We start from the raw sequence: 12738 nt of genomic DNA, 5'->3' as shown, positions 1-12738 counted from the left end.
CATGCCCGTGAACGAGAACGTCATCATCACCTGCGCCCTCACCGGCGCCGGTGACACCGTCCGCAAGAGCCCCCACGTGCCGGTCACCCCCGAGCAGATAGCCAAGGACGCCGTCGCCGCCGCCGAAGCCGGAGCCGCCGCCGTCCACATCCACGTACGCGACCCGGAGACCGGCGCCCCCTCCCGCGACCCGCGCCTGTACCGCGAGGTCGTCGAACGCGTGAAGGAGACCGGCACCGACGTCGTCATCAACCTCACCGCGGGCATGGGCGGCGACCTCGTCATCGACCCCGACGAGCCGCTCACGCACCTGCCGGGCACCGACCTCGTCAGCGGCCTCGACCGCCTGCCGCACGTCGAGGAGCTGCTCCCCGACATCTGCACCCTGGACTGCGGCTCCCTCAACTTCGGCGACGGCTCCAACCTCTACGTCTCCACCCCCGACATGCTGCGCGCCGGAGCCCGGCGCATCCAGGAGCTGGGAGTGCGGCCGGAGCTGGAGATCTTCGACACCGGGCAGCTGTGGTTCGCCAAGCAGCTGCTCGCCGAGGGGCTGCTCGACCAGCCGACCGTCTTCCAGCTCTGCATGGGCGTCCCGTGGGGCGCGCCCGCCGACCCGGGCGTCCTCCAGTCCATGGTCAACGCGCTCCCCGAAGGCGCCCAGTGGGCGAGCTTCGCGCTCGGCCGCATGCAGATGCCGTGGGTCGCCCAGTCGCTGCTCCTCGGCGGCCACGTGCGGGTCGGCCTGGAGGACAACCTGTACCTCGGCAAGGGCACCAAGGCCACCAACGCCCAACTCGTCGAGCGCGCCGTCCAGATCGTGGAGGCCCTCGGCTCCCGCGTCGCCACCCCCGACGAGGCCCGTGCCCAGCTCGGCCTCAAGCCCCGCGCCTGACCCCGGAGGACCCCTCATGACCACGACCACCCCCGAGGACGTACGCCGCGTCGCCTGCGTCGGCGCCGGTGTCATCGGCGGCGGCTGGGCCGCCCACTTCCTCGCCCGCGGCTACGACGTCACCGCCTGGGACCCCGCCCCCGACGCCGAGGCACGGCTGCGCCGCCTCGTGGACGCCGCCTGGCCCGCGCTCACCCGGCTCGGCCTCGCCGACGGCGCCTCGCGCGACCGCCTCACCGTCACCGCCACCCTCGAAGAGGCCGTCGCCGACGCCCAGTTCGTCCAGGAGAGCGCGCCCGAGAAGCTGGAGCTCAAGCGGGACCTGCTGGCCCGCCTCGACGCGGCCGCGCCCCCGGGCGTCGTCATCGCCTCCTCCACCTCCGGCTTCCCCATGACCGACATGCAGACCCAGGCCGCCGACCCCGGCCGCCTCGTCGTCGGCCACCCCTTCAACCCGCCCTATCTGATCCCGCTCGTGGAGGTCGTCGGCGGCGAGCACACCACCGCCGACGCGGTCGGCTGGGCGGCGCGCTTCTACGAAGCCGCGGGCAAATCCGTCATCACCATGGACCGCGAGGTCCCCGGCTTCATCGCCAACCGCCTCCAGGAGGCCCTGTGGCGCGAGGCGCTGCACATGGTCGCCAACGGCGAGGCCACCGTGCGCGAGATCGACGCCTCCATCACCGAAGGGCCCGGCCTGCGCTGGGCGTTCATGGGCCCCATGCTCACCTTCGCGCTCGCGGGCGGCGAGGGCGGCATGGCGCATATGCTCGACCACTTCGGCCCCTCCCTGAAGTCCCCCTGGACCCGCCTCGAAGCCCCCGAACTCGACAAGGAGCTGTACGACGCCGTCGTCGCCGGATGCGACGAGGCCGCCGCCGGGCGCACCATCGCCGACCTCGTCGCCGAGCGCGACCAGGGCGTCATCGACGTGCTGCGCGCCACCGGACGGCTGCCCGGACAGCGGGAGGGGCGCGCGTGAGCCTGCCCGCGCCGGGCCCCGGCCTGCCCCTGTTCCGGGAGACCGTCCGCCCCGAGTGGATCGACTACAACGGCCACATGAGCGAGGCCTTCTACGTCCTGGTCTTCGGGTACGCCACCGACGCCCTGATGGACGCCACGGGCCTGGACGCCGCCTACCGGACCGCGACCGGCTGCTCCCTGTACACGGTCGAGGCCCACGTCCGCTATCTGAACGACGTGGCCGAGGGCACCGAACTCGCCGTGCGCACCCGCGTCCTCGGCGTCGACGCGAAGAAGGCCCGCTTCACGCACGAGATGTACGCGCTCCCCGCGGCGGACAGCGGCGCGAGCGGCCCGCCGGTGGCCACCACCGAACTGCTCGCGCTCCACGTCGACCAGGGCGCGGGCCGCTCCACGCCCTTCCCCGACGCGGTCCGCGCCCGCCTCGCGGCCCTCACGGAGGCGGCCCCGCGGTGGGCGGGCCGTTCGATCACGGAGGTCAGGTCCACGTAACGTGGGCCGCGCAGAGCGGTTCTCGTAGCGGTCTACAGCGACAAGGTGGTGCACCCGTGCGGCTCGTCATCCTCGGTGGCGGCGGTTTCCGCGTCCCTCTCGTCTACCGGGCGCTGCTCGGCGACCGCGCCGAGGGGCGGGTCACCGAAGTGGTCCTGCACGACGTGGACGCCGGGCGCCTGGACGCGATCGCGCGGGTCCTCGCCGACCAGGCCGCCGGGGTGCCCGACGCCCCGGCGGTGCGGGTCACCACGGACCTCGACGAGGCGCTGCGCGGCGCCGACTTCGTGTTCTCCGCGATCCGCGTCGGCGGGCTCGCCGGGCGCGCCGCGGACGAGCGCGTCGCGCTCGCCGAGGGCGTCCTCGGCCAGGAGACCGTCGGCGCGGGCGGCATCGCGTACGGACTGCGGACCGTGCCCGTGGCCGTCGACATCGCCCGGCGCGTCAAGCGGCTCGCGCCCGACGCGTGGGTCATCAACTTCACCAACCCCGCGGGCCTGGTCACCGAGGCGATGTCCCGGCACATCGGCGACCGCGCCATCGGCATCTGCGACTCCCCGGTCGGCCTCGGCCGCCGCGTCGCGGGGCTGCTCGGCGTGGCGCCCGGCCGGGCCTGGCTCGACTACGTGGGCCTGAACCACCTGGGCTGGCTGCGCGGCCTCGAGGTCGACGGGCGCGACCTGCTGCCCGCGCTGCTCGCCGACCGCGACCTGCTCGGCTCCTTCGAGGAGGGCAAGCTGTTCGGCGCCGACTGGCTCCAGTCGCTCGGCGCCATCCCCAACGAGTACCTGCACTACTACTACTTCAACCGCGAGACCGTCGCCGCCTACCAGCGGGCCGAGCGCACCCGCGGCGCGTTCCTGCACGACCAGCAGGCCCGCTTCTACGACACGCTGCGCGACCACCCCGACGCGCCCGCCTTCCCCGCCTGGGACGCGACCCGCGCGGAGCGCGAGGCCACGTACATGGCGGCGAGCCGCGAGGCCGCGGGCGCCGGGGAGCGCGCCCCGGAGGACCTGGAGTCCGGCGGCTACGAAGGGGTCGCGCTGGCCCTGATGCGGGCCATCGCCCACGACGAGCGGACCACGCTGATCCTCAACGTCCGCAACCGCACCACCCTGTCGGTCCTCGACGCGGACGCGGTCATCGAGGTGCCCTGCCTGGTCGACGCGGGCGGCGCGCGCCCGGTGTCCGTCGCCCCGCTGCCCGCACACGCCACCGGCCTGGTCTGCGCGGTCAAGGCGGTCGAGCGCGAGGTGCTGGCCGCGGCGGAGAGCGGGTCGCGCGCGACGGCCGTGAAGGCGTTCGCGCTGCACCCGCTGGTCGACTCGGTGTCGGTGGCCCGCCGCCTGGTGGACGGCTACCGGGCCGCGCACCCGGGGCTGGCGTACCTGAACTGAGGCCCCCGCCCCGGGCGGCCGGGTGAGCCGGGTGCCGTGGCCCGGGCCCGCGCCCCTCGAAGTGACGCGGGACACCCTGTCGCGACACGGCGGCCGCCTGACATGATCACGGAATGCGTGCCGTGCCGTCCCCGTCGTCTCCGCCGCCGCCCCCGTCGCCCCCGTCGTCGGCTGCCCGCCCCTGCACCCTGGTCGTCTGCCGGGGCTGCTGCTGCGGCGACGCGGTCAAGCACCCCGGCACCGACCACGCCGGGCAGCTGGCGCGGCTGCGGGCCGCGGCGGAGCGGTCCGGCGGGCGGTTCGCGGTCCGCACCAGCGACTGCCTCGGGCCCTGCGGCCAGGCCAACGTCGTGGTCGTGCAGCCGTCCCGGCAGGGCAGGCTGAACGGCGGCCGCCCGGCGTGGGTGGGCTTCACCCTCGACGACGCCTCGGTGGACGAGATCCTCGCGTGGGCCGACGCGGGCGGCCCCGGCCTCGCGGAGCCGCCCGCCGCGCTGACGCTGCAACTCGTCGAACCGCGCCAGGGCTAGCGGCCGGGTACGCCCGGCGACGGCGTCACGCCGCCCCGAGCACCTGGTCCACGAAGCCGTGCAGATTGCGCAGCGTGCGCGCGTGCTGCTCCTCCAGGGTGAGGCTCTCCTCCAGGCGGCGCGTCAGCGTGGGCGTCCTCTTCCCCGCACGTACAGGGAGCAGGCGAGGTCCGCGCACACGTACACCCCCACCGAGTTGCCCTGCCGCCCCGCCTCGCCCGCGCGGGGCGCGACGAGCAGCGCGATGCCGCTGCCCGTCTGGGGCGTCACGCACACCGAGCAGATGCTGGACTTCAGCGCGGCGCGCTTCACGCCCGTGGAGGCGCGCAGCGCGACGCCGACAAGGCCGCCGTCGCGCTCCGCCACGATGTACCCCCGCTCCGGGGCCTTCGGGTCGCGCCAGCCCAGGAAGTCCAGGTCGGCCCAGGGGGTCTTGGCGAACCCGGTGGGCAGCGTGAGCCGACGGGCCTCGCCCTTGGAACAGTTCACGAACGCGTTGCGGATGTCTTTCTCGCCCAAGGGATTCATGGTCCGGAAGCTATCAACGCCCCCTGACCTGCGTCGTCCCATTTACTGGCGGGCCCCGCCCCCTGAGCGCCCGCCGCCCGCGCGGCCCGGAACGGGATTGGGCGGCGCAGCCGGAAGCCGAGCGACTCGTACAGCCGGATCGCGCCGGTGTTGTGCGCCCCCGTGTGCAGGAACGGCGTCTCGCCGCGCTCCCTGATGCCGTACGCGACGGCCAGGACGAGCCGCCGGGCGAGCCCCCGGCCGCGGTGCGCCGGGTCGGTGCAGACCGCGCTGATCTCCGTCCAGCCCGGCGGGTGCAGCCGCTCCCCGGCCATCGCGACGAGGGCGCCCTCGTGCCGCAGGCCCAGATAGGTGCCCAGCTCCACGGTGCGGGCCCGGAACGGGCCGGGCCGGGTGCGCGCGACCAGGTCCAGCATCTCGGGCACGTCGTCCGGGCCGAGCCGCACGGCCTCGGCGTCCGGCGCCGCCGGTATCCCGTCGTCGACGAGCTGCACGCCCGCCACGTCGGCCGTGTACTCCCAGCCGTCGGGCACCGCCGCCGTGACGCCGGGCAGCGGTATCTCCTCGCCGGGCGCGAACAGCGCGCGCAGGTCCGCCCAGTCCCCGGCGTCCGGACGGTCGGGCAGGCCGAGCCACGGCGAGACGTCGGCGGGGTAGCGCACGATCCGCCCGCGCCGCTCGGCGAGGTGGGCGTGCGGGCCGGTCAGGGAGGCGTATCCGGGGTTGTCCAGCGGGTGGGCCGCCGTGGTGACGGCGTCCGGGCCGCCCGCGGGGGCGAACCGTTCGCCCGGCCCGGCGCGCCCGGAGCGCGCTTCCTGAGCGGCCAGCCCATCCTGTGCGAGGTGCCGGTCCCGCGTGGTCCGCCCGTCCTGTGCGACCTGCCCGTCCCGCGTGATCGGCGCGGTCTGCTCGATCACGCCCCGACCTCGATCACGATCTTGCCGAGGGCGTGCCCCTCCTCGACGGCGCGCAGCGCCTCACCGGCCCGCTCCAGCGGGTACGTGGCCGTGATGTGCGGCCGCAGCACGTCGGCGGCGGCGAGCGCGCCCACCGCGTCGAGCACCGCCGCCGTCCGCGCCCGCGCCACGGCGGAGCCGCCGAGCTCGTCCACGATCTGCTTGCCGCCCGCCGTGATGAGCCTGGCGCGGTCGGCGACCAGCTCCGCGACGGTCCGCAGGTGGTCGCCGCCGACGAGGTCGAACACGGCGTCCACGCCGTCCGGCGCCGCCGCGCGCACCCGCTCCACCAGGCCGGGGCCCGACTCCACGTGCGTGACGCCGAGCGAGGTGACGTAGTCCTTCTTGGCGGCGCTCGCCGTGCCGACGACCCGGACGCCCTCGTGCAGGGCGAGCCGGGCCGCGTAGCCGCCCACGCCACCGCCGACACCCGTGATCAGCAGGGTCGATCCGGCGGGCAGCGCGAGCTGGCGGATGCCGTCGTACGCGGTCGCGGCGGCGACGGGCAGCGCGGCGGCCTCCGCGAAGGACAGGCCGTCCGGCTTGTGCGCGGCGATCGCCGCGGGCAGCAGCGTGTGCGTGGCGTACCCGCCGGTGAGCGTCGACCCGAACACCGCGTCGCCGACCGCGAACCCCTCCACGTCGGGGCCGACCCGCTCGACCACGCCCGCGGCCTCGCTGCCGAGGACCTCCGGCAGCTCGGCGGGGGCCTGCCCGGGCCTGCGGTAGCCGCTGCGCAGCTTGTGGTCCACGGGGTTGACGCCCGCCGCCCGCACGGCGATCAGCAGCTGGCCCGGGCCCGGCTCCGGGACGTCCCGGTCAATCAGGGCCTCCACCTCGGGGCCGCCGTGCCGGGTGTAGACGTACGCCTTGGCCATGTGCTCCTCGCTCTCCTCCTGAAGATCCCTCTTCACGGGATCTCAAGGCGTCGCTCCCCGCCCGCATTCCGTCCCGGGCGAAGAGTTCACGAGGCGGCAACGTTCCCTCGCGAGGTGGCGGGCGGGCGCCCCGCGGAACCGCCCGAAAAACGGGTGAACGCCCAGCTCCGTCCCCGCTAGCATGCGGCATGACCCGCACCCACCGCCCCAGCGGCGGCCCTCCGGACAAGCCCACCCTCACCGGGCTGGAAGCCACCTGGTCCCGGCGGTGGGAAGAGAACGGCGTATACGCCTTCGACGAGCCCGCCGCCCGCGGGGGCCCGCGGAACACGGTCTTCTCCATCGACACCCCGCCCCCCACGGTCAGCGGCTCCCTGCACGTCGGCCACGTCTTCTCGTACACGCACACCGACGCGATCGCCCGCTACCAGCGCATGCGCGGCAAGAACGTCTTCTACCCGATGGGCTGGGACGACAACGGCCTGCCGACCGAGCGCCGGGTCCAGAACCACTACGGCGTCCGCTGCGACCCGGCGCTGCCCTACGACCCGGACTTCACGCCGCCGCAGGAGCCCGGCAAGCGGCAGCTGCCGATCTCCCGCCGGAACTTCGTCGAGCTGTGCGAGCGCCTCACCGTCGAGGACGAGCGGGCCTTCGAGGAGCTGTGGCGCACGCTCGGCCTGTCGGTCGACTGGAGCCGTACGTACCAGACGATCGACGCGCGGGCCCGCGCCACGTCGCAGCGCGCCTTCCTCGACGACCTCGCGCGCGGCGACGCCTACCTCGCGGAGGCGCCCACGCTGTGGGACGTCACGTTCCGCACGGCGGTCGCGCAGGCGGAGCTGGAGGACCGCGAGCGCCCGGCCGCGTACCACCGCCTCGGCTTCCACGGCCCCGACGGCCGCACGGTCCTGATCGAGACGACCCGCCCGGAGCTGCTGCCCGCGTGCGTGGCGCTGGTCGCGCACCCCGACGACGAGCGCTACCGGGACCTGTTCGGCACGACGGTCCGCACCCCGCTGTTCGGCGTCGAGGTGCCCGTCGTCGCCCACCGCCTGGCGGCGCCCGACAAGGGCACCGGCATCGCCATGGTCTGCACGTTCGGCGACACCACGGACGTGGTCTGGTGGCGCGAACTGCGGCTCGCCACCCGGCCCGTCATCGGCTGGGGCGGCCGCTTCCTCGCCGAGCCGCCGAGCGGCCTCGACACCGAGGAGGCCCGCGCGGCGTACGCCCGCCTCGTGGGCGCGACGGCCCACACCGCGCGCGAGCGCGTCGTCGACGCGCTGCGCGCCAGCGGCGAACTGCACGGCGAGCCGCGGCCCGTCACGCACGCGGTGAAGTTCTACGAGAAGGGCGACAAGCCCCTGGAGATCGTCACCACCCGCCAGTGGTACCTGCGCAACGGCGGCCGCGACGAGCGCCTGCGCGCCGAACTCCTCGCCCGCGGCGAGGAGCTGCGCTGGCATCCGCCGCACATGCGGGTCCGCTACGACACCTGGGTCGGCGGGCTCAACGCCGACTGGCTGATCAGCCGCCAGCGCTTCTTCGGCGTCCCCATCCCGCTGTGGTACCCCCTGGACGCCGACGGCAGCCCCGACCACTCCCGCCCGATCGTGCCCGACGCGTCCGCGCTGCCGGTCGACCCCAGCTCCGAGGCGCCGCCCGGGTACGCGGAGGACCAGCGGGGCGAGCCGCACGGCTTCACCGGCGACCCCGACGTCATGGACACCTGGGCCACGTCGTCGCTCACCCCGCAGATCGCGGGGCGGCAGCTCACCGACCCGGAGCTGTTCGCGAGCGTCTTCCCGATGGACCTGCGCCCCCAGGCCCACGAGATCATCCGCACCTGGCTGTTCTCGACGACCGTGCGCGCCCACGTCGGACACGGGACGCTGCCGTGGCGGCACGCGGCGATCTCCGGCTGGATCCTCGACCCCGACCGCAAGAAGATGTCCAAGTCCCGGGGCAACGCGGTCACGCCCACGGACCTGCTCGCCCAGTACGGCTCCGACGCGGTGCGCTACTGGGCGGCGAGCGGGCGCCCCGGCACCGACACGGCGTTCGACACCGGCCAGATGCGGATCGGCCGCCGCCTCGCGACGAAGCTGCTGAACGTCGGCACGTTCGTGCTCGGCCTCGGCGGCGCCCCGGGGACGGCCGACGCGGCCACCGAGCCGCTCGACCGCGCGCTGCTCGCCGACCTCGCCGCGACGGTCGAGGAGGCCACGGCCGCGTACGAGGACTTCGACTACGCCCGGGCGCTCGCCCGCACCGAGCGGTTCTTCTGGACCTTCTGCGACGACTACGTGGAGCTGGTCAAGGCCCGCGCCTACGGCGACCACGGCGGCGCGGAGGGCCGCGACTCGGCGCGGGCGGCGCTGGCCACCGCCCTCGACACGGTGGTCCGCCTCTTCGCGCCGGTCCTGCCGTTCGTCACCGAGGAGGTCTGGTCCTGGTACGCGACAGGGTCGGTCCACCGGGCGGCGTGGCCGTCGGCCGACGCCCTGCGGGCTCCCGGCGCGGACGCCGCCGTGCTGGGGGCGGCGGCCGAGGTCATCGCGGCCGTCCGCAAGGCGAAGTCGCTGGCGAAGCTGTCGATGCGGGCGGAGGTGGGGGAGGCCGTGGTCCAGGGCTCCCGCGCGGACCTCGACCGCGTCGCCCTCGCCCGGGCCGACGTCCGCGCCGCGGGCCGAGTGACCACCCTCACCCTCCACGAGGCGCCCGGCCCCCTCAGCACGCGAGTCACCCTCGCGGGGGCGCCCCAGACCCGCCCCTTCCCGAACTAGGGGCGGCTGCCCCTGGCACCCCGCTTCGATCGCCGCTCCGCGGCTCGTCCTCAAACGCCGGACGGGCTTGATCTGTCGCGCTGGCGCGCTCGCCCTCAAACGCCGGGCGGGCTCGGTTTTCCCCGCCCACCCGCCGCCCGGAGGGGGCGGGTGGGCGGGAACATCCGCCGCGAAGCGGCGGATCACGGAGAGCCGATGACGGTGAGAAGGCAAGAACCAGCCTGTCCGGCGCTTGAGGACGAGGCGCGCAGCGCCGAAAGCGGAGAGCCGACGACGGCGAGGGCACAGGACGGCAGCCCGCCCGGCGAGTGAGGGCGGGGCGCGCAGCGCCGAGGGGGCAGTCCAGGGCGCCCCCGCCAGGTAAGGTGCGGCGGGTGACAACCCAATCGAACACCCCTGCGGGCTGGTACCCCGACCCCCAGGGCGCAGCGCAGCTCCTCCGCTGGTGGGACGGTTCCCAGTGGACCGAGCACACCAGCCAGGCCCCGCAGGGCGCGCAGGCTCCGGCGGCGGCAGCCGTCCAGGAGCAGGCACCGCCCGCCGTGCCGCCGCAGGCGGCCCCCGTGGCGGACCCGGCGAAGGTCCAGCGCCAGGTGCAGCAGCAGGCCGGAGTCGCGCCGACCGCGCAGGGCGGCGGCACGCTGTTCACCGAGCCGGTCCTGGTGGTGAACCAGAAGGCCAAGCTCATCGAGCTGACCAACGAGTACAGCGTCATGGACCAGTCGGGCAGCGCGATCGGCTCGGTCGTGCAGGTCGGCCAGAGCACCCTGAAGAAGGTCGCCCGCTTCGTGGCGAGCGTCGACCAGTTCATGACGCACCGCCTGGAGATCCGCGACGCCCACGGTCAGCCGCAGCTCGTCCTGACCCGGCCGCGGAAGTTCATGAAGTCGCGGGTCATCGTGGAGCGCCCGGACGGGCAGCCGGTCGGCGAGATCGTCCAGCAGAACGTCATCGGCAAGATCAACTTCGGCATGATGGTGAACGGCCAGCAGGTCGGCGCGATCAAGGCGGAGAACTGGCGCGCCTGGAACTTCTCGATCGTGGACCACACCGACAACGAGGTGGCCCGGATCACGAAGACCTGGGAGGGCCTGGCCAAGACCCTGTTCACCACGGCGGACAACTACGTCCTCCAGATCCACTACCAGCTCCCGGACCCGCTCCTGAGCCTGGTCGTGGCGACGGCCCTCACGGTCGACACGGCCCTGAAGCAGGACTCCCGCGGCCTCGGCTGAGCACCACGACGCCACGGGACCGGCGTCCGCGTACGGCGACGGCCGCGCCCCTGGCCAGGGGCGCGGCCGTCGCCGTACAACCGCGCGGAGGCACGCGTTCAGCACGACCGGGCGGGCACCGTCCGCTCCGCGGGCGCGGCCCCCGGCTGGCCGGGGATCGAGGCCAGGGTGCCGGAGGCGGAGGGCGCCGCGGCAGCGGGCGCGAGCCGGGAGGAGCGGCTGAGCAGCACCACTCCGTAGGAGGCGACCAGCGCGCCCACGACGGCGGCGCACACCCCACCGGCCCCGCCCCGCAGCCGCTCGCCGAGCAGGGCGACGCCGATGGCCGCCGCGGCGACGGGGTTGGCGAGGGTGACGACGGCGAGGGGCGCGCCGAGGCCGCCCCGGTAGGCCGTCTGGGACAGCAGCAGGCCCCCGACGGCGAACGCCGCGACGAGCAGCGCCACCACCACGACCTGCGCGCTGAGCAGCGGCCCCGAGCGGTCGGTCGCCGCGACCGTCACCGTCTGCGTGAGGGCGGAGGCGACGCCCGAGGCGAAGCCGGACGCGGTCGCGTGCCGCAGCCCGGGGCGGGTGCCGGGCCGGGAGAGGAGGCCGATGACCGCGGCCGTGACCGCGGCGACCGTCACGGCCTCCGGCAGCGACAGGACGTCGTCCGGCGCGGGTCCCGTCGCGGTGAGCAGCAGGGCGCCCAGGCCGATGAGGGTGAGCCCCGTGCCGCGCCACTCCAGGCGCGTGACCCGGCGCCCGGCCAGGCGCGCGCCCAGTGGCACGGCGGCCACCAGGGTGAGCGCGCCGAGCGGCTGCACCAGGGTGAGCGGGCCGTACTTGAGCGCCGCCACGTGCAGCAGCGCCGCCGCCGCGTTGAGCCCGACGGACGCCCACCACGCCCCGCTGGCGAGCAGCCGCAGCATCCGGCGTCCGGTGCCCGCCACCCGGGCCGCGAGGCGCTCCTGGGCGACGGCCGCGGCGGCGTACGCGGCGGCCGAGACGAGCGAGAGCGCCACGGCGAGCAGCGGGGCGCTCACCGCTGGGCCCCGGACGCGACCGGTTCGGGCACGGAAGGCACGGAGGGCGCAGATGGCGCAGATGGCGCAGGGGGTGCGGGTGGCGCGGTGGGCGCCGGTGTCGAGCGGCGCACGACCAGGGAGTGCGCCGGGCGCGCCGGGCGGGGCGGGCGGAGGACCGCGAGCGCGATCCCGAGCAGCGCGGCCGCCACGAGCGCGTCGAGCCAGTAGTGGTTGGCGGTGCCGACGATGACCACGAGCGTGACCAGCGGGTGCAGCAGCCACAGCCAGCGCCACCGGGAGCCGGTCGCCGCGATCAGGCCGATCGCCACCATCAGCGCCCAGCCGAAGTGCAGGGACGGCATGGCCGCGAACTGGTTGGCCATCGAGTCGGTCGCGGGCTTCGCGGCGTACACCGAGGGTCCGTACACCTGCGCCGTGTCCACGAGGTGCGCGGCGGCGAGCAGGCGCGGCGGCGCCAGCGGGAAGCCGAGGTGGAGCAGCAGCGCGACCGCCGTCAGGGCGGCCAGGATCCGCCGGGCCCAGACGTAGTGCCGGGGGCGGCGCGCGTACAGCCACACCAGGAACAGCAGCGTCGCCGGGAAGTGCACGGTCGCGTAGTAGGTGTTCGCGACGTGGACGAGGGTGTCGCTGCTCAGCAGCGCGTCCTGGACGCTGCCCTCGCCGGGCAGGCGCAGGGCGCGCTCGGCGTCCCACACGCGGTGCGCGTTGCGGAACGCCTCGCCCGTGTGCCCGTTGGCGAGCTGGCGGCCGAACTTGTACACGAGGAAGAGCCCGGCGACCAGCAGCAGCTCGCGGACCAGCGGCGGCCGACCGGACCGGGCCCGGCCGCGGGAGGTGTCGGCGCCCGTGCCGGGGGGCGCGTCCGGGTGCGCGGAGGGTGCTCCCGGCGGCCCGGAGGCTATCTCCGGCTCCTGTTCGGCAGGCCCGCTCCGGTCTGCGCGGGCTGCTCGGGATACGCGGGTCTTCATGCCCCCGGCCCCTTTACGTGACGACTGGGTTGGTGCGCCGACGCACGCCTCC

At 75.2% G+C, this 12738-nt stretch carries 11 protein-coding genes and 1 pseudogene; 7 read left to right on the top strand and 5 right to left on the bottom strand.

Annotated elements, in window-relative coordinates; all coding sequences use genetic code 11:
- Position 1: 1 nt before the first annotated feature.
- The 5 genes from ACOBQU_RS06985 to ACOBQU_RS06965 all read left to right on the top strand — a co-directional run bounded on the left by ACOBQU_RS06985 (position 2) and on the right by ACOBQU_RS06965 (position 4301).
- Positions 2–895, top strand: a complete 894-nt coding sequence (locus ACOBQU_RS06985) for a 3-keto-5-aminohexanoate cleavage protein (protein WP_423625018.1) — start codon at positions 2–4, stop codon at positions 893–895.
- Between the two features lie 16 nt (positions 896–911).
- Positions 912–1877: a 3-hydroxyacyl-CoA dehydrogenase NAD-binding domain-containing protein gene (locus tag ACOBQU_RS06980; protein ID WP_423625017.1), complete on the top strand. Its 966-nt coding sequence runs from the start codon at positions 912–914 to the stop codon at positions 1875–1877.
- Complete coding sequence (locus ACOBQU_RS06975) at positions 1874–2371, top strand: thioesterase family protein (RefSeq protein WP_423625016.1); 498 nt, start codon at positions 1874–1876, stop codon at positions 2369–2371. The genes ACOBQU_RS06980 and ACOBQU_RS06975 overlap by 4 nt, the downstream gene beginning before the upstream one ends.
- A gap of 56 nt (positions 2372–2427) precedes the next feature.
- Positions 2428–3771, top strand: a complete 1344-nt coding sequence (locus ACOBQU_RS06970) for a 6-phospho-beta-glucosidase (RefSeq protein ID WP_423625015.1) — start codon at positions 2428–2430, stop codon at positions 3769–3771.
- 113 nt (positions 3772–3884) lie between these two features.
- Positions 3885–4301: a (2Fe-2S) ferredoxin domain-containing protein gene (locus ACOBQU_RS06965; RefSeq protein WP_423625014.1), complete on the top strand. Its 417-nt coding sequence runs from the start codon at positions 3885–3887 to the stop codon at positions 4299–4301.
- Between the two features lie 25 nt (positions 4302–4326).
- Here the strand turns inward: ACOBQU_RS06965 and ACOBQU_RS06960 are convergent.
- From ACOBQU_RS06960 to ACOBQU_RS06950, 3 genes and pseudogenes are all read right to left on the bottom strand, one after another.
- Positions 4327–4829, bottom strand: a pseudogene (locus ACOBQU_RS06960) (FBP domain-containing protein).
- Positions 4826–5560 (bottom strand): GNAT family N-acetyltransferase, encoded by a 735-nt coding sequence (locus tag ACOBQU_RS06955; protein ID WP_423634306.1) that lies wholly within the window; start codon positions 5558–5560, stop codon positions 4826–4828. Before ACOBQU_RS06955 ends, ACOBQU_RS06960 begins: the two are co-directional and overlap by 4 nt.
- Positions 5561–5742: 182 nt before the next feature.
- The gene (locus ACOBQU_RS06950) at positions 5743–6663 is read right to left on the bottom strand and encodes an NADP-dependent oxidoreductase (RefSeq protein WP_423634304.1); all 921 of its coding nucleotides are present in this window, start codon (positions 6661–6663) and stop codon (positions 5743–5745) included.
- A 188-nt stretch (positions 6664–6851) separates the two neighbouring features.
- On the opposite strand from ACOBQU_RS06950, the gene valS reads away from it, so the two are divergent.
- Positions 6852–9452 (top strand): valine--tRNA ligase, encoded by a 2601-nt coding sequence (valS, locus tag ACOBQU_RS06945; protein ID WP_423625013.1) that lies wholly within the window; start codon positions 6852–6854, stop codon positions 9450–9452.
- Positions 9453–9826: 374 nt separating this feature from the next.
- Complete coding sequence (locus ACOBQU_RS06940; RefSeq protein WP_423625012.1) at positions 9827–10687, top strand: phospholipid scramblase-related protein; 861 nt, start codon at positions 9827–9829, stop codon at positions 10685–10687.
- 98 nt (positions 10688–10785) lie between these two features.
- Here the strand turns inward: ACOBQU_RS06940 and ACOBQU_RS06935 are convergent, their stop codons facing one another.
- The gene (locus ACOBQU_RS06935) at positions 10786–11715 is read right to left on the bottom strand and encodes a DMT family transporter (RefSeq protein ID WP_423625011.1); all 930 of its coding nucleotides are present in this window, start codon (positions 11713–11715) and stop codon (positions 10786–10788) included.
- Positions 11712–12686, bottom strand: a complete 975-nt coding sequence (locus ACOBQU_RS06930; protein ID WP_423625010.1) for a phosphatase PAP2 family protein — start codon at positions 12684–12686, stop codon at positions 11712–11714. Before ACOBQU_RS06930 ends, ACOBQU_RS06935 begins: the two co-directional genes overlap by 4 nt.
- Between the last annotated feature and the right edge of the window lie 52 nt (positions 12687–12738).

It is taken from the genome of Streptomyces sp. G45, from assembly GCF_049542095.1.
GTDB lineage: Bacteria > Actinomycetota > Actinomycetes > Streptomycetales > Streptomycetaceae > Streptomyces.
This window is presented reverse-complemented; position numbering and strand designations above follow the sequence as displayed.

What these genes read in the sequence shown, in the direction of transcription:
- ACOBQU_RS06965 (WP_423625014.1), top strand. Translation starts at nt 3,885, where the DNA reads ATGCGTGCCGTGCCGTCCCCGTCGTCTCCGCCGCCGCCCCCGTCGCCC.
- ACOBQU_RS06985 (WP_423625018.1), top strand. Translation starts at nt 2, where the DNA reads ATGCCCGTGAACGAGAACGTCATCATCACCTGCGCCCTCACCGGCGCC.
- ACOBQU_RS06930 (WP_423625010.1), bottom strand. Translation starts at nt 12,686, where the DNA reads ATGAAGACCCGCGTATCCCGAGCAGCCCGCGCAGACCGGAGCGGGCCT.
- ACOBQU_RS06980 (WP_423625017.1), top strand. Translation starts at nt 912, where the DNA reads ATGACCACGACCACCCCCGAGGACGTACGCCGCGTCGCCTGCGTCGGC.
- ACOBQU_RS06950 (WP_423634304.1), bottom strand. Translation starts at nt 6,663, where the DNA reads ATGGCCAAGGCGTACGTCTACACCCGGCACGGCGGCCCCGAGGTGGAG.
- valS (WP_423625013.1), top strand. Translation starts at nt 6,852, where the DNA reads ATGACCCGCACCCACCGCCCCAGCGGCGGCCCTCCGGACAAGCCCACC.